The 18,795-nt window shown below is 63.4% G+C and carries 16 protein-coding genes, 2 tRNA genes and 1 pseudogene; 7 read left to right on the top strand and 12 right to left on the bottom strand.

Going from position 1 to position 18,795, the window contains the following annotated elements; genetic code table 11:
• Positions 1-232: 232 nt before the first annotated feature.
• On the bottom strand, positions 233-961 hold the full coding sequence (locus tag GRI89_RS14250; RefSeq protein WP_159791291.1) for a hypothetical protein: 729 nt from the start codon (positions 959-961) through the stop codon (positions 233-235).
• Positions 962-1,134: 173 nt separating this feature from the next.
• Here GRI89_RS14250 and GRI89_RS14245 point away from each other — a divergent pair, with 173 nt between their 5' ends.
• Positions 1,135-1,437: a hypothetical protein gene (locus tag GRI89_RS14245; RefSeq protein ID WP_235913401.1), complete on the top strand. Its 303-nt coding sequence runs from the start codon at positions 1,135-1,137 to the stop codon at positions 1,435-1,437.
• Positions 1,438-2,040: 603 nt separating this feature from the next.
• Here the strand turns inward: GRI89_RS14245 and GRI89_RS14240 are convergent.
• The 4 genes from GRI89_RS14240 to GRI89_RS14225 all read right to left on the bottom strand — a co-directional run bounded on the left by GRI89_RS14240 (position 2,041) and on the right by GRI89_RS14225 (position 5,186).
• A tRNA-Pro gene (locus tag GRI89_RS14240) sits at positions 2,041-2,117 on the bottom strand.
• Positions 2,118-2,381: 264 nt separating this feature from the next.
• Positions 2,382-2,457, bottom strand: a tRNA-Ile gene (locus GRI89_RS14235).
• 49 nt (positions 2,458-2,506) lie between these two features.
• Entirely contained in the window at positions 2,507-3,502 is a 996-nt protein-coding gene (locus GRI89_RS14230; protein WP_159797047.1) for a polysaccharide deacetylase family protein, read from the bottom strand.
• Positions 3,503-3,530: 28 nt separating this feature from the next.
• Positions 3,531-5,186, bottom strand: a complete 1,656-nt coding sequence (locus tag GRI89_RS14225; protein WP_159797044.1) for an ATP-binding protein — start codon at positions 5,184-5,186, stop codon at positions 3,531-3,533.
• A 217-nt stretch (positions 5,187-5,403) separates the two neighbouring features.
• On the opposite strand from GRI89_RS14225, the gene GRI89_RS14220 reads away from it, so the two are divergent.
• On the top strand, positions 5,404-5,868 hold the full coding sequence (locus GRI89_RS14220) for an Lrp/AsnC family transcriptional regulator (protein ID WP_159797041.1): 465 nt from the start codon (positions 5,404-5,406) through the stop codon (positions 5,866-5,868).
• A complete protein-coding gene (locus GRI89_RS14215; protein WP_159797038.1) occupies positions 5,865-6,953 on the top strand; it encodes a radical SAM protein in 1,089 nt (362 codons plus the stop codon). The genes GRI89_RS14220 and GRI89_RS14215 overlap by 4 nt, the downstream gene beginning before the upstream one ends.
• Positions 6,954-6,971: 18 nt before the next feature.
• Here the strand turns inward: GRI89_RS14215 and GRI89_RS14210 are convergent, their stop codons facing one another.
• From GRI89_RS14210 to GRI89_RS14195, 4 genes are all read right to left on the bottom strand, one after another.
• Complete coding sequence (locus GRI89_RS14210; protein ID WP_235913400.1) at positions 6,972-7,391, bottom strand: GNAT family N-acetyltransferase; 420 nt, start codon at positions 7,389-7,391, stop codon at positions 6,972-6,974.
• Positions 7,392-7,393: 2 nt separating this feature from the next.
• On the bottom strand, positions 7,394-8,743 hold the full coding sequence (accC, locus tag GRI89_RS14205) for an acetyl-CoA carboxylase biotin carboxylase subunit (protein ID WP_328598272.1): 1,350 nt from the start codon (positions 8,741-8,743) through the stop codon (positions 7,394-7,396).
• Positions 8,744-8,747: 4 nt separating this feature from the next.
• Entirely contained in the window at positions 8,748-9,239 is a 492-nt protein-coding gene (gene accB / locus GRI89_RS14200) for an acetyl-CoA carboxylase biotin carboxyl carrier protein (RefSeq protein WP_159797035.1), read from the bottom strand.
• A gap of 76 nt (positions 9,240-9,315) precedes the next feature.
• Positions 9,316-9,750 carry a type II 3-dehydroquinate dehydratase gene (locus GRI89_RS14195; protein ID WP_159797032.1) on the bottom strand — a complete coding sequence of 145 codons (435 nt, stop codon included), beginning with the start codon at positions 9,748-9,750 and terminating at the stop codon, positions 9,316-9,318.
• A 218-nt stretch (positions 9,751-9,968) separates the two neighbouring features.
• On the opposite strand from GRI89_RS14195, the gene GRI89_RS14190 reads away from it, so the two are divergent.
• Both GRI89_RS14190 and GRI89_RS14185 read left to right on the top strand, forming a co-directional pair.
• Positions 9,969-11,690, top strand: coding sequence for a transferrin-binding protein-like solute binding protein (locus GRI89_RS14190; protein WP_159797029.1), 1,722 nt, complete (start codon positions 9,969-9,971; stop codon positions 11,688-11,690).
• 184 nt (positions 11,691-11,874) lie between these two features.
• A complete protein-coding gene (locus GRI89_RS14185) occupies positions 11,875-13,464 on the top strand; it encodes a long-chain fatty acid--CoA ligase (protein ID WP_159797026.1) in 1,590 nt (529 codons plus the stop codon).
• Positions 13,465-13,485: 21 nt separating this feature from the next.
• On the opposite strand, the gene GRI89_RS14180 is transcribed toward GRI89_RS14185, so the two are convergent.
• Both GRI89_RS14180 and GRI89_RS14175 read right to left on the bottom strand, forming a co-directional pair.
• The gene (locus GRI89_RS14180; protein ID WP_159797023.1) at positions 13,486-14,364 is read right to left on the bottom strand and encodes a DUF481 domain-containing protein; all 879 of its coding nucleotides are present in this window, start codon (positions 14,362-14,364) and stop codon (positions 13,486-13,488) included.
• Positions 14,365-14,559: 195 nt separating this feature from the next.
• Complete coding sequence (locus GRI89_RS14175) at positions 14,560-14,862, bottom strand: hypothetical protein (RefSeq protein WP_159797020.1); 303 nt, start codon at positions 14,860-14,862, stop codon at positions 14,560-14,562.
• A gap of 237 nt (positions 14,863-15,099) precedes the next feature.
• Here GRI89_RS14175 and GRI89_RS14170 point away from each other — a divergent pair, with 237 nt between their 5' ends.
• Positions 15,100-17,427, top strand: coding sequence for an arylsulfatase (locus GRI89_RS14170; RefSeq protein WP_159797017.1), 2,328 nt, complete (start codon positions 15,100-15,102; stop codon positions 17,425-17,427).
• An 81-nt stretch (positions 17,428-17,508) separates the two neighbouring features.
• Here GRI89_RS14170 and GRI89_RS14165 read toward each other — a convergent pair.
• Positions 17,509-17,922: pseudogene (locus tag GRI89_RS14165) on the bottom strand (holin family protein).
• Positions 17,923-18,025: 103 nt separating this feature from the next.
• Between GRI89_RS14165 and GRI89_RS14160 the strand changes: the two are divergent.
• Positions 18,026-18,795, top strand: a 770-nt coding sequence (locus tag GRI89_RS14160; protein WP_328598234.1) for a hydantoinase/oxoprolinase N-terminal domain-containing protein, incomplete at its 3' end; no start/stop codon positions are given.

The following is an 18,795-nucleotide window of genomic DNA, read 5'->3' as shown; positions in this document are numbered from 1 at the left end:
AGCTTCAGGAAATCGCGCTTATTCATTGTGAGTCTCCTTTCCCTGATCCTTCCAATACACAAAGCCACGTGACGGCCGGCACCTTCCAATTTGCTTCGAACGTATAGAAGCTAGCATGACGTTCCATCGCGGCCGAACTATGTAGGTTGAGCTGTTTCGAAAGCGTCCGCTTTGGGTCGTTTCCCACTTGGCAGCTAAGGGGGGAAAGTGATTTCTTCTTCGAGCCCGATATTTAGCTTACAAACCAGTTGAAGAATGACCGCCAAGGCCTCGTCTGCGCCAAGGTGAACATCGATACCTGCATGGCAAACATAAGTCCTGCGGCGATGAGGAATGGGTTGTGCCTTCCCAGCTTGCGGCGTTCCCATAACCCAAGTGTCAGCAAGACAATGTCCAACAATAGCCATGAACCGACGAGGACCGGGAAAGTCGCCTCCGTGGGAGCCGTGCGGTTGATGATGCGATCTGTCGCTGCAGTGATGATGGGGAACACCGTGCATAGTATATAGCGTGCGTGGAGTGCAGTCCGTTTCCGGTGGATGAGTGCCAGTGTGAAGAAAGCTCCAAAGAGCGCGGCACTGGCCAGGGAAATGAACAGGAAGGGGGGAATCATCGCGACCTGTTCTTCCGGGACGGCTTGATCCGGCCCGACCATGAATATCAACTGCTGCCGGATCAGAAGGACCATGACGGTGAGGATGAAAGCCACAAAGAGCGGCGTTATCCTGCCGATCTGCCGGTGCAGGGATCTATAGCCCTTTCGTATCAACAGCGGTTGAACGACAAGCAGACAGAACCAGAGCGTCATCGAAATCGCATGGACATAGTAGAGCGGAAACTGCTGCCTGGCCTGGGTCATATGAAATGGGCCGGAAAAATATGTCGGCCAGAAACCCCAGATCGCAACTAGGAAAAAGCCAAGAAAGATTAATGCCCCGAAGCGCGAAAGCAGCCCAGTCATAATCTTGCCCCCAAAGACGCTGCTGCGAACCTTAGCATGGGCGGCTAGGTGCTCCAAATCTCCAATGTTTTGAGCTCGAGGCAAATGTCCGCAATTGGGTCGTTACCGGCTGGTCCGCTCCTGGCACTGCACCTGCTCTGCGAGCACGGCACAAACTGGGTGGGAAGCGGACGTTGGCGTTCGTCGGCTTTGGAAGCTATTTGGTGCCCATGGCGCGCATCCAACAGACTTTCACGAACAGCAAAGACGGCCCGATATACGTCTCGGTTGAGCCGTGGCCGGAGTGCTTCGAGCTTGAGGCCGGTGACAAGCTGACGATCATTTGGGATGCCCCACTAGCCGGCGATGCTATCCAAGTCGACTTCATCAACGAGCGTGAACTCGTGGTTTGGCCAGACGGCGCGATTGATGACATCCAATACCTGTTCAACGGCGAACCGGGCAAAGACAGAAGTTGGATCTTCAAGCACCGTTGATGTCCGCAATGGGTCGTTAGCGGACTGGTTGGTTTTGATAGGAAACACGCGAAAGCGGACCTAAAGACCCTGGCGCCTCTAGCCACTTTGGTCTTTGCAGCAACTGCGTGGTGACGCTGCTTGCGGCGCTAGCAATCGCGTTCTGTCAGACCGGTTCTTGTAACAACTGTGTGGTGGATGGCGATACTATTTGCTTAGAGGGCGAGAACATCCGCATTACCAGTACAGGCACCCCGGGAGATCGCGGGCCGGTGCTCTAACGAGTGCCAGCGTGCATCTTGGGGAACTCATTGGGCTGCATGCTCTCTTTCACCAGGGTCCCCTTATTCTGCGCCGGGTGGAGCGTTGAGCGCCATGGACGAACGCTGGCGGTGGTAAGTCAGGAGGGCCAGTTAATCGGCCTGCGGTTCGTCAACGAGAAACCTGACCGAAAATAAGCCGGGCGGCGGGAGCCTTGGTGCTGATTCGAGCGGAGCCAAAATGCAAAATGTCGAATCACACACGAACCGGAGTCAAGTCTGGTGATAGCTAGGTGATTGCTATGAAGTAGTCTTGCCGCCCCCGCAAATTCGGGTAACTGCATCTAAGATACTGAAAAATAAGTGGTCGGGGAGACAGGATTCGAACCTGCGACCCTCTGCTCCCAAAGCAGATGCGCTACCAGGCTGCGCTACTCCCCGGACCGCCGTGCGCCTTAGGATTTCGCCGTCCGAGCGGCAAGTGGCATTCCCGAAAATAGAAACGGGCGCTCGGTATAACCGTAAGGAAACCCTCGGTTCGAACCGGAACGCCCGTCAATCTCGTGGTTTGGGCCGCGAGATGTGCGTGCTTCCTAATGGACTCTATTGGTGTACGCCATAAGATTGAACGCGGATGCCCCAAAGGACGTATCGATATGGTGCACGATAGCGCCGGTCCGGGCAATTTGCGCCTCGCGCGGAGGGTGGTGGGCCCGCCAGGATTCGAACCTGGGACCTAGCCGTTATGAGCGGCCAGCTCTAACCGCTGAGCTACAGGCCCGCCCTCGCGTCGGCGCACCGATTAGTCTGCGCCCCGGCGGCTTGCAAGCCTAGCGCTTCACCGCGCGCATGATGCCGCCGACGGTGGTCGGCAAAACGCCGCGGCGGGCGCAATAGGCGAAGGCCTCGCGGAACCAGTCGTAGAGCGTATCGAGGTCGCGGTCGTTGCGCACGTAGGGCGTGTAACCGGGCTTCAGCGACGGGCTGTGGAACGAGAAGACTAGCAGCGGCAGGCCGTCGTCGACCGCGATGTCGATGGCGCGGATCGCTTCCTCGATACTGACGCCTTCAGGCGTCAACGAGATGCGCTCGAGCATCCCGAGGCGCGACAGGACGCCGGGCAGGTGCGGGACGCGCTGGCATAGGGGGAACAGCGAGCGGCCCTGTTTTCGCAGCATGCCCCAGAAGATCGTCGTCAGTGGCAGTTCGAGCAGGGTGTGATCGCTGTCGATCCAGTACGGGGCCAGCGGGTGGCCGCTGTAGTCGGGGCCGGACCCGGCAGAATAGTCGAAATTGGCCCGCACCGAAGTGTCGACGGCGATGCCGTTCACGCCGAGGATGTCTGCGGTATTGGGCCCGGTGCCGTAGCGACCGGCGCGGTAGATCAGCGGGGCGACGCCGAACGTGGCCTCGATCTTGTCGCGCAGGTTGCCGAGCTTGGCCGCCTCGAGCGCGCGTGGCAGGTTGCCGGCGAAACTGTTGGCCGGGGTCACGTCCTCGTCGAACGGCGGATTGACCCAGGGATGGAGCTGGACCCCGATCTCGGCCTTGCCCGCCGCGATTGCCGGGCGCAGGATTTCGGCCGCGAGTTTCGAATTCACGATCGGCCAGTCGACGAGGTAGATCGGGACGATATCGAGCGCCTCGCAGAAGTCCTGGAACTTCGCCAGCCGCGTCACGTGATCGAGCGTGTGGCCGACACGGTCGAGCGGCTTCGACCAGTCGAACTCTTCCTCGGTATCGACGGTCAGGATGAAACGGCGACCGAATTGCGCATCGAACTGCGCAAGCGATCCCGGCGATGGCGGTTCGGTAATCGCTTGCATATCAGGTTTGGGACCTTTTCGCGGCCGCTTACGCGGTCGTTTCATCGCCTTGGCTATGCGCGGCAGGTGAACCGGTCAAGGCCGGGAGCGTGAGGACCAGTGTCTCGTCCTCGACCGCCAGCGAGCCGCCGGCTGCCATTGCCTCGGCCCGCGCCAGCCGCAAAGTGAAGCCACTGCCGAACATACCGGCGGTCACCGCGGGTGCCTGCGAAGGGGCGGCGGCGCCAAACAGGTCATCGACCGTCGTCAGGCTGAGCGGCAGTTCCATCGCCAGCACGACGGCCTTTTGCGAACCGGTGAGGGTCATTTCGACGACTTCGCCCGGGGCCAGCGCTCCGGCCAGCGTGGCGAGGATCCGCCAGCCGAGCAGGGCGGCATCGTCGTCGCCGACGCGGACAGCGAAGTTCTCTCCGGAGACCAGCAGACGCATCTTCGCGCTGCGCGGCCGGATCACGCCTTCGAGCCGCTTGAGCGTGCGTTCGACCGCCAGCCGCAGGTTGCCGCCGCCGTCGGAAAGCGCCTCCTGCCCGGTCTCGATCCGCACGACCCGGTCGATCTCGTCGAACCCGGCAAGCAGGCGGGCAGAATCGACCCCGACCGCGGCAGAGAGCGCGCGATAGGTGTTGGGTGCGGGGCCGAAGAGCTGCTGCTGGATAATCTCGGCGAAGCCCTGGATTGCGTTCACGGGTGTGCGCAGCTCGTGCAGCACCTGGCGCATGCGGTCGGCCGGGCCGGACGTACTGGCCACCGCGCCAGCGAAGGGCCGGCGCAGCCGCCCGACATAGCCGGTGAACGATCCGGTCGCCCCGAAGCCCGGCATGGCGTCGAGGAGCCACTCGCCGGCCACCGCGGCGACGCCGTCGATCCTGACCTTGCCGCCGTGGATCGGCTGGTGGCGGCGCATGGCGGCGCGCGAACGGGCGTCGAGCACCTCGCTTGCGGTGATGTCGAGCCCGACAAGGAGCGGGGCATAGCCCGGCGTCGCCCACGTGACCCGCCCCGAGACCTCGGTGGCGATGTCGCAGCTCTTGCTTTGGCCGTTGACCGCATCAGGGGCGCCGTCGTCGAGCGGCAGGCGCGGGGCGAGCGCGGCGGGCGCCGACCGGCGCGCCTGCTGAAACGCTTCGATGCGGCGGACGAGGGCGGAGATTCCCTCGCTGCCGGTATCGGCGAGGATGGACTCGGGGGCAGGAGGGGCAGGCGGCTCGGCTGGTGCCTCGACCAAGGGTTCTTCGGCAAAATCTGGCTGCGGCAGGACCAGGTCCCTTACACCAAGACGGGCGAGCAGGGTCTTTGCCTTGTCGGGCAGGTCGCGGCGGTGGCGCAGGAATCCACGCGCGATCACCGGCAGTTCGGGGATCAGTTCGGCCCAGTCGTCCTCGTCCAGCCGCGCGGTAGCCATCGCCGCTGCGGCGGCCTGCGGATCGCCTTCCGCGAGATGAGCGAGAAGCCGGGGATTGCGCAGCCGCAGCCATGGCTCGCGCAGGATCCGGGACTGGTCGGTAGAGGGTATTTGGTCGGAGATCTCAGCCAGCCGGGCATAGGCCGCGGTTACCAGCGGACCGTTGGCACCAGGGGGCGTAGTGCCGAGCAAATCGAGCAATTGCCGGAACTGCGTACGCGCCGCCCGCTCGCCCGCGGCGCCGGAGCGCAGGACCGTAGCAAGGCGATCGTCGAACAGCATCGTTTCTCCGCGCACGCGGACAGGTGCTGGATGCACCCCGCGGCAGCTAGGGATTTAGCGGATTGCACAGAGTGTTGAACGCGAAGCTATGCACCGTTGCAAAGCGGGACGGTTGCGAGCATATATAATTTTATTTCCGCAAACAGCCCGCTTTTGGCGGTAAGTTGCGACTTTGGGATCGGGGGAGTAGGCGTAACAGCGCCTTGGAGCAACGAATATGGCGACTCTGGACAAGATCGACCGTCGGCTGTTGGCGGAACTCCAGTCTGAAGGACGTGTTACGAACGTCGAACTGGCACAACGTGTCGGGCTGACCGCCCCGCCGTGCCTGCGCCGCGTCCGTGCGTTGGAGGAAGCGGGAGTGATTCGCGGCTACCACGCCGATCTCGACGCCTCGAAACTCGGTTTCGCCATTACAGTCTTCGCCATGGTCAGCCTGAAGAGCCAGGCCGAAGAGGACCTGCGCGGCTTCGAAGAGCATATCAAGACGCTGCCCGAAGTGCGCGAGTGCCACATGCTCAACGGTGAGATCGACTTCATCCTCAAGATCGTCAGCCAGGACCTGCAGAGCTTCCAGGAATTCCTCACCAGCAAGCTCACTCCGGCGCCCAACGTCGCCAGCGTGAAGACCTCGCTGACCATTCGCACCGCCAAGCACGATCCGGGGGTCCCGCTCGAGTGAGTGAGACTTCGGTCGCCGTAGCCAACGCGGCGTCCACCATCAGGCGAAAGCTTACCAGCGCAATGTGGCGCGTGCTGCCGGGCAAGGACCGCGCGGCCTTCGTCGAGCGACCGTTCGAGCTGCATCTCGAATTCACCAACCTGTGCAATGCCAACTGCGTGTTCTGCCCCTACCACCTGCAGGAGCGGCCGCACGAGAACATGGACGACGAGGTGTTCCAACGGGCGGTGTCGCAGTTCGTCGCGTTCGGCGGGGGTTCGGTCGGCCTGACGCCGATCGTCGGCGATGCGCTGATCCACCCCAAGTTCCTCGAACGCGTGCGATACTTGCGCTCGATCCCGCAGATCGATCGCATCACGCTGACCACCAATGCGATCCTCCTCGACCGCCACGGTGTTGAGGAGGTGCTCGATGCAGGCCTGTTGCGGATCAACATCAGAGTCGCCGGGTTTGACGCGGAGATGTACCGCAGGGTCTATCTCAAGCCGGGCTACAAGAAGGTGCGCGACAACGTGGCGCAGCTTTACGAGCTCAATGCGAAGCGCGCGGATCCGGTGCCGCTGTTCCTCTGCCTGAGGCCAGACCGGCCGTGGGAGGAAGTGGCCGGGCATCCCGACTTCAAGCCGTTCCTGCAATACGACCTGCAGATCGACTACATCGACGTCTTCAGCCGCTCCGGCGGGCTGGTCGGCCCGCTGCCCGAGGGCATGACGCAGATGCCCGAGGAACTGCACATCAAGCGCAAGCCCTGCGCCTTCACCTATTCGGGGCTGGTCGTGCTCTCGAACGGCGACGTGCAGGTTTGCATCTGCGAATCCTCGGTCAACGCCCCGGCGCTGATCGTCGGCAATATCCGCGAGGAGTCGCTCGACGAGAACTGGGCCGGCGAACGGATCCGCGCGCTGCGCGCCTCGTTCGGCAACGGCACGCTCAACAGCAATTGCGCCAAGTGCGACTACAACTACCGGCCGGCGGAATTTCACAGCCCGGCGATGCGCAAGCGGGCGAAGGATGCGCGCCGCCTCCAGCAAGGGGTGATCGTACGCCACACCGATCCGGTCACCGGGGTCTGGCAGGTGGAGTGAGGCGGGGCGGGTGCCCGGCTAGAACCGCTTGCTCATGTAGTTGCGCGCCTGGCCGGCGGGATGGTCCTCGAGACGGCCGTACACCTCGAAGCCCATCTTGCGGTAGAATTCGGGCGCCTGGAAATCGAAGGTGTCGAGAAACATGCCGAGGCAGCCATGCTCTCGCGCGATCTCTTCGGCCTGGCCCATCAGTTCGCTGCCGAGACCCTGTCCGCGCGCCTCCTCGGGCACGACGAGGTATTCGACGAACATCCAGTCGAAGGCGATGATGCCCCACAGCCCGCCGCGGATGGTGCCGTCCTCGCCTTTCACAAGCAGGGCCACGCGTTCGACCCCCGGATCGCCGGCGCGGCTGTCGTTGTATTCGCGCAGCGGCACCATGATGGCGGCGCGTTCGGCCTCGCCGGGTTCCGCGCTCCGGGTGATGCTGAACGCCAAGCTCAGCCTTCGCGCTTGGCCATCCACTCCTCGAGCCACTTGATCGAATAGTCGCCCGACAGGATGTCCGGCTCATCGAGCAGCGCGAGGTGCAGCGGGATCGAGGTCTTGACCCCTTCGATGACCATCTCGTCGAGCGCGCGCCGGAGCCGCATGATGCAGCCCTCGCGGGTGCGGCCGTAGACGATCAGCTTGGCGATCATCGAATCGTAGTACGGCGGGATCGAGTATCCGGCGTAGAGCCCGCTATCGACGCGCACGTGCATGCCGCCGGCCGCGTGATAGGCGGTGACCTTCCCGGGGCTCGGGGCGAAGGTCCACGGGTCCTCGGCGTTGACCCGGCACTCGATGGCGTGGCCCTTGAACTCGATCTCTTCCTGTTTGACCGACAGGTCCTTGCCGTCGGCGATGCGGATCTGTTCGCGCACCAGGTCGACGCCGGTGATCGCTTCGGTCACAGGGTGCTCGACCTGCAGGCGGGTGTTCATTTCGATGAAGTAGAACTCGCCGTCTTCCCACAGGAACTCGATCGTTCCCGCGCCGCGATAGCCCATGTCGGCCATCGCTTTGGAGACGATACCGCCCATCCGGGCGCGTTCTTCGGGAGTGATGACCGGGCTGGTCGCTTCCTCGAGCACCTTCTGGTGGCGGCGCTGCAGCGAGCAGTCGCGCTCGCCTAGGTGGATGGCGTTGCCCTTGCCGTCGCCAAAGACCTGGAATTCGATGTGCCGCGGGTTGCCGAGGTACTTCTCGATATAGACGGTGTCGTCGCCGAACGCCGCCTTGGCCTCGTTGCCGGCCTGCTTCATCAGCGTTTCGAGCTGGTCGGGGCTGTTGCAGACCTTCATGCCGCGTCCGCCGCCGCCCGAAGCGGCCTTGATGATGACCGGGTAGCCGATTTCCTCGGCGATCTTCGCGGCGACCTTCGGATCGCTCACCGCGCCGTCGCTGCCCGGGACCAGCGGCAGGCCGAGCGCGCCGGCGGTGCGCTTGGCTTCGACCTTGTCGCCCATGGTGCGGATGTGCTCGGGCTTGGGCCCGATCCAGGCAATGTTATGGGCCTCGACGATCTCGGCGAACTGGGCGTTTTCGGACAGGAAGCCGTAGCCCGGGTGGATCGCGTCGGCATGGGCGATCTCGGCGGCGGAGATGATCGCCGCCACGTTGAGGTAGCTGTCCTTGGCCGGGGGCGGGCCGATGCAGACCGCGTGGTCGGCCAGCCGCACGTGCATCGCGTCGGCGTCGGCGGTGGAGTGCACCGCGACCGTTTCGATGCCCATCTCGTGCGCGGCACGGTGGATGCGCAGCGCGATCTCGCCGCGGTTGGCAATGAGGATGCGCTTGATGGCCACGCGCTTAGCCTACGACGATGAGCGGCTGGTCGTATTCGACCGGTTGCGCGTTCTCGATCAGGATCGCCTTGACGGTGCCGGCGGAGGGCGCGGTGATCGGGTTCATCACCTTCATTGCCTCGACGATCAGCAGGGTGTCGCCGGCCTTCACGCTGTCGCCGACCTTGACGAAGTCCGACGCACCGGGCTCGGGGGCGAGGTAGGCAGTGCCGACCATCGGGCTCTTGATCGCACCGGCGATATCGGCAGCCGGAGCAGCGGCAGGCGCTTCGGCAGCAGCGGCCACGGGAGCTGGCGCGGCAACGACCGGCGCGGCGGCGAGGGCGTGCATGGCCGCCGGGGCGGCCGCGCGCGACACGCGGATGCGGCGGCCTTCGTCTTCCACTTCGATCTCGGTGAGGCCGGTTTCGGCCAGCACGTCCGCCAGCTGGCGAACGAGCTTGGTGTCGATATTTATGCTGGCCTTGCGGCCTTCCGCGGGCTTGGTTTCCGCCATGTGCGCCTCAATTGTCTGTCCTGCGCGCCCGCCTATGCGCGCGCGCCCGGACTGGCAAGGGGCAGGAGAATTAAGGCTACAGTGCGGCGGCCTTCTCGAGCGCTACCAAATAGGACTTCGCTCCCAGCCCTTTGACCTCGTCCACCGCGCCCATGCCGACGTAGGAGATATGCCGGAACGCCTCGCGCGTCATCGGATCGGACAGGTGCACCTCGATCACCGGCGTCCGGATCGAGCGAATCGCATCGAGAAGCGCGATCGAGGTGTGGGTGTAGGCCCCGGCGTTGAGCAGCACCGCCTTGGCCCCCTCCGCCTGCGCCTCGTGCAGCCAGTCGACCAGGTGCCCCTCGTGGTTCGATTGCCGCATGTCGATCTCGATCCCCAGCGGCCGCGCCGCATCCTCGAGCATGGCGGCAATGTCGTCGAGCGTGTCCGACCCATAGATCTCCGGCTCACGCAGGCCGAGCAGGTTCAGGTTGGGGCCGTTGAGGACGTAGACTGTCTGGGTCATGCTGCGGGATTAGCGGCAAGGGCGGCGAGGGGGAAGCGGCGTGCAGGCTAACAGGTTTCGTGTGCAGTACCGTAGAGGTGGGATTCGGCTCGCACGAGCTTGTTTACACGATAGTATTTTGTCACACCCAAGATCAACGAAGAACAATGAGGAGTCGCAAGTTGGGAGCTTCCCAATCGAGCCGCACAGTCCGTGTCGCGCTTGCCGGAATCGCAAGCATGTTGCTCGCCGCATGCGGAGGCGGTGGCGGTGGAATGTCATCAACACCTTCCCCGGTCACCAAGCCAACGCCGACGCCAACCCCCGCTGCCGCTTCGCTGGGTAACGTAACGACTCAAACCAGCTTCAAGAACTATGCGACGGCCACGGACCAGGAACTGACGGGGCCGGACAATACTGTGGTCAACACCTCGTCCACCGGCACGAGCTTGAGCTTCAGCTATGACCCTGAAACCAAGACCTACACTCTGACGGACAACGGAGAGACTTCCAGTTTCGGGGTCGCGGAGCTGTACGACAACGGAACCAGCGACACACACTACCATATAAGTACTAGCGATGGCTTCGATGCACTTACCCTGTTCGATCCGAAGAGACTCGGACTTGGCATGAAATACGCGACCATCGGTCTCTGGCAACGCCGCCAGGAAATCGATTCGGACAATGCCAATTTCACCTTCGACGTCTTCGCATACGGATTTCCCACCGCAGCCTCTGGCGTTCCCTTGGCCGGTAGCGCGACGTACGATATCGACCTGTTCGGCGTCGCCTCGCCGGTCGGTACCTTTCCGCGAAGCATCATTGGCGACGGCACCTTTTCGCTCGATTTCGGGCAAGGCCTGTTCGCGATGTCCGGCGAGGCGGGCGAATATAACAACGACGCCGATTACTCGACATGTTGCTCAGAATGGTGGGGCGCTGGCTACCTCGCCTCAAACGGTGGGATCAGCGGATATTTCACCTACAGCGGGCGCGAGAACAACCGGTACCAGGTTTCCGTCACGGGGTCGTTGTTCGGTCCGAGCGGTTCAGAAGTTGGCGCAAGCCTAGTCGGAACCGGCACCTTCGGTTCCTCGTTCACTGGCGCATTTGTGGGTTCGAGGGCCCATGATGGTATCGACGTTGCTCTCAGCGCACGCGACACCGGCGCGCGAACCTACGGGACGCTGATTGGCACATCCACCACGACCCAGCACGCTGGGTCGCCATCTTCCGAAGCGGCGGGTTACTATTTCACTTCCACATTCGGTTCGCTCGATTTTGCCGCGGATGGAAGCATAACGCCGGACATGCGGATAATGAATTCACGCTTCGTGAACGTGACGTTTGCTCCATCCGACTTGCTGGCGTCGCAAAGCGACGATCTCTCCGATGTGTACGAGGTGCACAATGCGGACGCCAACTATCGCCTCCAGTTGTTCAAACCCGAGAACCCGGAAATCCAGCTGACTTACAGCAGCTTTGGCTATTGGTCGGAAGATCGCGCCATTGACGATAATAATCGGCAAAAACAGTCGAGCTGGTTCATATACGGCGTGCGTACCATTGGAGACACGCTGCCGAGATCCGGCACCGCACACTATGATGCAACGGTAATCGGTTCGGGAGAGCGTCTGGCCGACCGGGAGCCGCTGACCCTGGCCGGCACGACCTCGATCGATGTCGATTTCGCCACCACCGATATCGACGGCAGCCTCACGGCCCAGGCCTGGACAAGTTCGAACCAGTTGATCGACCTGCCGGACATGGATTTTCACGCTACAGGCAACGCATACAACTTCGATACTTATCTCAATGGCGTCATCGGTTCCATTCGAGGGGCGCTGTATGGCCCCAGCGGAGAGGAGATCGGTGGCACCTTTGAGTTCGTCGCGGGCAATTTGTCCACCGCGACGTTCGATGCGTCGTATTCGGGCGTTTTCTACGGCAAGAAGGACTAACCTTGGCGTAGCAGCGCCGGATTCGGATCGCGCTTCTTTTCTCGCATATTTGCCCTGACGACCAAATATCGCGCACTCGATCTTGGGTCCGGGTCCATTGGCCTCGCAGAAACCCGGATTCATTTGGCAAGTCGCGCCGCGCTTGTCAGAGTGCCGGTCATATAAGACGATTTGGGAAAGGCCGATGCTTGGCGAGATGCAAGACTGGGAGCTGCGGCTCAGCAAGCTGATCGATCACGCGGCGCGCGAGCATGGTACGCGCGAGATCGTCAGCCATTGGGCCGACGGCAGCGAGACGCGGTCGAACTGGGCCGGCGTTAGGTCCGATGCGCTGAAGATGGGCGCGGCTTTGCGGCGGATGGGTATTGCGAGGGGCGAGCGCGTCGCGACGCTGGCGATGAACCACTTGCACCACCTGACCAGCTTCTTCGGGATCACCGGGGCGGGCATGGTGCTGCACACGATCAACCCGCGGCTGTTCGACGACCAGCTCGAATTCATCGCCAACCATGCCGAAGACAAGGTGCTGTTCTACGACGCCGCCTTCGCCGGCATCGTGGAACGGATGAAGCCGCGCTTCAGGACGATCGAACACTACGTCTGCTACGACAACGGCGAATTCGACGCCCTGCTCGCCGCCGAGAACGACGCGGGCGGATGGGCCGAGGGTGACGAGCACGAGTCCTGCCACCTGTGCTACACCAGCGGCACCACCGGAAATCCCAAGGGGGTGCTCTACACCCACCGTTCGAGCATGCTGCACGCGCTCGCCTCGATCCAGCCGGCCCTGCTGGCGATCGAGCCCAAATCGGCGATGCTGCCGGTCGTGCCGCTGTTCCACGCCGCGGCGTGGGGCCTGCCGTGGTCGTGCGCCGCTTCGGGGGCCAAGATGGTCTATTCGGCGGTCAACGATCCGGTGGTGATCTGCCAGATGATGCAGCGCGAACGCGTCACCCACCTCGCCGGAGTGCCGACCGTCTGGCTCGGGATGTTCCGGCACATGGACGAGACCGGCGAGGACCTGCCGCACCTCGAGCGCGCGATTGTCGGCGGCGCGGCCATGCCGAGGGTGATGATCGAGCGTCTGATGAAGCGCGGCGTCCACGTCTGCCATGCCTGGGGCATGACCGAGACCTCGCCCATCGGCACCTGCGGCGCGGACACTGCCGACTGGGACGACCTGACGTTCGACCAGAAGGTCGACGCCAAGGTGCTGCAAGGGCGGGTGCCCTTCGGCGTCGAGCTCCGCTGTGTCGATCTCGACGATCCGGCCCGGGAGCTTCCCCGCGACGGCAAGACCGCCGGCGCCCTGCAGGTGCGCGGCCCGTGGGTGGTGAAGCGCTATTTCAAGGGCGAGAAGGACGCGGTGGGCGAGGGCCAGTGGTTTGACACCGGCGATGTCGGCATCATCCATCCCGACGGCACGCTCCAGCTCACCGACCGGACCAAGGACGTGATCAAGTCGGGCGGCGAGTGGATCAGCTCGGTCGAACTCGAGAACGCCGCCGTCGGCCACCCCGGCATCGCCGAGGCCGCCGCCATCGGCATCCCGCATCCCAAGTGGGACGAGCGCCCGCTGCTGGTGGCGGTGCGCGCCAACGGCTCGAACGTCACCGCCGAGGAAGTGACCGACTACCTGCGCGACAAGGTCGCCAAGTGGTGGCTGCCCGATGCGATCGAATTCGTCGACGAACTACCCCACCAGGCGACCGGCAAGATCAGCAAGCTCAGGCTGCGCGAGCAGTTCCGCGGGTATGAACTGAGCGAGAGGTAGGCGAGGCACTGCCACGGACGTTCAAAACGCCACCACCACCGAGCCGCGCGATCGCATGTCCAATTGCTCGTTGCCTTCGACCGGGTCGGATTCCCAATCGAGCGTGACCGAGAGGCGCATCCTGACCTGGCCGAACAGGTCCTTGGTGATCGAGGTCGTCGCTTCCAGGGAGTTGGCGTTCTTGTCGATCACGAAGCGCGCATCCTGGGCGAAGGTCAGGGTCTGGGAGACCTCCCATTCGAACTCGGTCGAAACGAAGGCTGCCAGTTCGTTCTCGCGCTCGTCGGTCGTGAAGAGTGACTGGCGCAGCGCGGGCCCGGCATGGACCTCCCACGACATCTCATCCTCGTCGACGATGTCGTATCCGAGCGCCACCTCTTCCGTGAAGCGCCGGGTTATGCCTTTGAAAGTGTCGCGGTCGTAGATTGCTCCCCCCGTTACGAACCAGGGCGAATTGCTGAAGTCGTAGATCGCGTGATAGCTGCCCGACAGGCGCTCGTCGGTGCGCTCACCCTCGTTTGTATTGAGGTCGAGACTGCCTTCCAGGCGATGTTCCCAGTGCGGCCCCTTGCGCTTGAGTTTCGCGGAGCCGGACACGGTCCATTCGTCCGAATTGCCGGTCAGCGCGGTGGCGCCAAGCTGGGCTTCCCCGGTCCAGCCCTCGGTAAGGCCCAGGTTGCCGATCTGCGCCTTTTCCTCGTCCTCGATTTCGTCGACGAGCTCGTCCACTTCCTCGAGCCGGTCGGGATAGAGCCGCTTGATGACATTCACGATCGTCGGCCGTTCGCTCGGGTTGGCCTCGCGCAGGAGAGTGCCGATGCTCGCCGGCAATTCGTCGGCCGATGCGGGGGCCGCGAAAAGGGCTGTCGCAAGAATGCCCAGGCAGAGGGGTTTGAGCACGTCGGGACTCCCACACCGTTCGCACGGATCGCGTGCTTCCGGACCGATGGCCTGTTGTCCCCGATTGGCGGGCCTCTCCCAATACCCGAATACCCTTAGAAGGAGCGGCAAGCGCAAGCGTTCGCCACGCCAGTTCCTTGCGCCTTGCTCATGGCACTCGTCATGCGCCGCCGCTCTCAGCGGCGTGCCAGGTGGTCAGGCGTCTTCGGTCTGTTTCCGCGCAATCGGACTGCTTGCCGAACGGCTGGCTTGCTCTTCGCCGCTGCGGTCCAGTTTCCTGAAACGGCGGGCGTCCCAGCCGCAGTCTCCGCACTGGCAGGGGCCGGTCAAGTAGCATTCCGGCTGAATTTCGAACAGGCGCACGCTGGCGCCATTTTCAACTGCTCTTACCGATGCAACGCGGTAGACCTGGCCGAGCTGCGGCATGGTCTTGCTCGTCGCGAGATCGGGCGTGTCGTCGATGCACTCGACCAGGTCGAGTGGCTTCAGATCCATCATGTTGCTTCCCTCATTTTTCTGTCCTGGCGACCGATTGTATCGGGAAACTGAAAATACCCGGCGAACCGGGACGGGCCAATGCGGACAGGGGGATTCTCCACGGGTTACGACCGCTCGCGCAGCCCGTCGCGGACCTGCCACTCACGGCCCGATTGCTGGGCGGACTTCGGGAGAATCCCTGATACCCCCCCCCCTTCTCGGGTGGTTGATGGTGAGCCGAAAGATCGAGAGGCTCCCATGACCAACACAATCCTGCCATACCCGCAAACGGACACCCACTTTTCCGGAACGATCGGGCGAACTTATACGGATTCCGAACCGGTCGTGGCCGAAGTTCCCAAGGCCCCCGAAGGCGCGCCCAATGTGCTGCTGATCCTGCTCGACGATGTCGGCTTTGGTCACACTTCCACCTTCGGCGGGCCGGTCAACACGCCGACCCTGGAAAAGCTTTCCAAGGAAGGTATCCGCTACAACCGGTTCCATACCACCGCGCTGTGTTCGCCGACCCGCGCGGCGATCCTTTCTGGCCGTAACCACCATTCGGTGCACACCGGAATCATCATGGAACTGTCGACCGGTTTCCCCGGCTATGACGGTCGCTGGCCGGAGAACGCGGTCTGCGTGGCCGAAACGATGCGGCGCAACAACTACAACACCGCCGCCTTCGGCAAGTGGCACAATACGCCCGATTTCGAGACCAGTCCTGCCGGTCCCTTCGACCGCTGGCCGACCGGCCACGGCTTCGAATATTTCTGGGGTTTCCAAGGCGGCGAGACCAACCAGTGGGATCCCCCGCTGTTCGAGAATACCTCGCCCACCCAGCGGCCTGAAGGGTCCGAGAACTGGCACCTCAGCGAGGCGATGGCCGACCAGGCAATCGGCTGGATCAGCCAGCAGAAGGCCAGTGCGCCGGACAAGCCCTTCTTCTGCTACTGGGCACCGGGCGCGGCCCATGCCCCGCATCATGTCGGCAAGGAATGGTCTGACAAGTACAAGGGCAAGTTCGACCAGGGCTGGGACAAGGTCCGCGAGGAAACGCTCGAACGGCAGATCAAGCTGGGTGTCGTGCCCAAGGGCACCAAGCTGACCCCGCGGCCCGAGAGCATGCCCGCCTGGGACGAATGCAGCGCCGACGAGAAGAAGCTCTATGCGCGCATGCAGGAAGTGTTCGCCGGCTTCCTCGAACATGTCGATGCGCAGATCGGCCGGGTGGTCGAGGCGCTCGAGACGATGAACCTGCGTGACGACACGCTGATCATCTATGTCGTGGGCGACAATGGCCCCAGCGCCGAAGGTTCGCTGACCGGCACGGTCAACAACATGAAGAGCCAGCACGGCTATCCCGACAGTGTCGAAGAGATGCTCAAGATGATCGACGAGATCGGCACCGGGAAGCATGAGAACCACTATCCGGTGCCATGGTGCTGGGCGGGCTCCTCGCCCTTCCAGTGGTGCAAGCAGGTCGCCTCGCACTTCGGCGGCACCCGCAATCCGGTGGTGATGAGCTGGCCTGCCAGGATCAAGGACACCGGATCCTTGCGCAACCAGTTCCACCACGCGATCGACATAGTGCCGACCATTCTCGAAGCCGCCGGCATCGCCGAGCCCGTTTCGGTCAATGGCATACCGCAGAAGCCGATCGAGGGCGTCAGCATGGCGTATACCTGGGACGATGCGAAGGCTGCCTCCGCCCGCAAGACCCAGTATTTCGAAATGCTGGGCAATCGCGCGCTGTATCACGATGGCTGGGTGGCCGGCGCCCGGCACGGCAAGCTGCCGTGGCAGACGGCCGGATCGAACCCCGATTTCGATGCCGACGTGTGGGAACTCTACAATATCGAGGACGATTTCAGCCAGGCCGTCGACCTCGCGGAAAAGGAACCGCAAAGGCTGCGCCAGTTGCAGGACCTATTCTGGGCCGAAGCGGCCAAATACAATGTGCTTCCGCTCGACGACCGGTTCGTCGAGCGAGCCGACGTAAACCTCAAGCCCAATTACCTGCGCGGCAAGACGCAATTCGTCTATCTTCCGGTCACGACCCGCATCCCCGAACCGTCATCGCCCCCGACCAAGAACGTGAACCACACGATCGCGGTCGAATGCGAGGTTCCCGAAGGCGGCGGCGAAGGCGTGCTGGTCTGCTGCGGCGGCGAAGCGGGCGGCTATTCGCTGTTCATGAAGGACGGCAAGCTGTTCTGGGAACACAATTGGTTCGACACCGAACGCTACCGCGTCGAATCCAAGAACAAGATCCCGGCCGGACATTGCGTGCTTTCGGTCCATGTCGAATGCGACAAGGAAGGCGAATTCGCCACCGGCGGGACGGCATCCTTGCGTGTCGGAGAAGATGTGGTCGGCGAGGGCAAATTCGACAAGCAGGTCGGCGCCCGCTTTACCGTCGGCGAAAGCTTCGATGTCGGCTGCGATCTCATCACGCCAGTCTCGGAACTCTATGAATCGCCTGCCGCCTTCAACGGCAAGATCGCTCGCGTCATGGTCGATGTCAGCGACACCAGCGTCGACGATCTCGCCCATCAGGTCAGGATCGCCATGGCGACGCAATAGGGACGGCGACGCCCGCCGGATCGGGGGTAGGTGCGATAGGGTTCCGAACCCGAGCCATCCACTCGCCGGCGGCCGACGCCGTTACCCCTCCACGCCCTTGACCTTTCCCCACTGCCGGGCGGCGGTGTAGCCGAGGTAGCCGGTGCCGAAGAGCGCGTAGAGTGGTTCGGGGAGGCCGCCGAGGTAGGCGCTCATGCCGCTGGCGATGTCGCGGGCGGCCTCCGGTCGGAAGGCGGCGATGAGGCCCATGGGGAGCGCCCAGAGGATCATCGCGTACATCACGTAGAGGAAGCTCGGGCGGGCGCGGCTGGTCCATGGATCGGTAGACTACGCCTCCGCGACGATGGCCGAGAGGCGCGTCTCGATCTGCCGCAGTTCCTGGCTGCCTTCGAACTGCAGGAGTTCGAGCTTGGCCCGCTCGCGCGCGGCCTTGTCGGGGATCACCTTGTCGATGATCGAGGCGATGGGGCCGATGAGGCCTTCGAGCAGGGGCATGGGCGATTCCTGTCTGGTTAGGTTGTGAATCATTAATGAACCAAAATGGTTCGTGTAGGAAAGCGGTTTTTTCCGCAGCCGTTCGGCGGCTATGGGTGCGGGCATGAGCGGGGCCTATCGTTTTGCCATCGACCGGGGCGGGACCTTCACCGACGTGGTGGCGGAAACGCCCGACGGGCCGCTGGTCGCGGCCAAGCTGCTCTCCGAAGACCCCGAGCACTACGCCGACGCGGCGAGCGAGGCGGTGCGGCGGATCCTCGCCGAGCACGGCGATGCGCCGATCGCCGAAGTCAGCATCGGCACGACCATTGCCACCAACGCCCTGCTCGAACGCAAGGGCGAGCGGCTGGCGCTGGCGATCACCCGCGGTTTCGGCGACGCGCTGCGCATCGGCACCCAGGCGCGGCCCGACATCTTCGCCCGCCACATCGTCCTGCCGGAACAGCTCCCCGCCGAGGTGATCGAGATCGACGAGCGGGTCGGGGCAGACGGCACTGTGGTGCGCCCGCTCGACGAGGACGCGGTCCGCTCAGCCTTCGCCGGGGTGCGCGCCAAGGGCATCGACGCCATCGCCATCGTCCTGATGCACGGCTGGCGCTACACGGCGCACGAGGCTCGGTTGGTGGCGCTGGCGCGGGAGGCCGGGTTCGCGCAGGTCAGCGCCAGCCACGAGGTCGCGCCGCTGGTCAAGCTGGTGCCGCGCGGCGACACCACGGTGGTGGACGCTTACCTGACGCCGAACATCCATCGATACGTTCGACAGCTCGATCAAGCGCTTCATCCGCACGATGTCTTGCGCTTCATGCAGTCCAACGGCGGCCTCGCCGATGCCCGCGCCTTTCGCGGCAAGGACGCGATCCTCTCGGGTCCGGC

This window comes from Croceibacterium salegens (genome assembly GCF_009827435.1).
Lineage (GTDB): Bacteria > Pseudomonadota > Alphaproteobacteria > Sphingomonadales > Sphingomonadaceae > Croceibacterium_B > Croceibacterium_B salegens.
The sequence above is the reverse complement of the archived record's forward strand: the minus strand, read 5'-3'. Positions and strand labels throughout refer to the sequence as shown.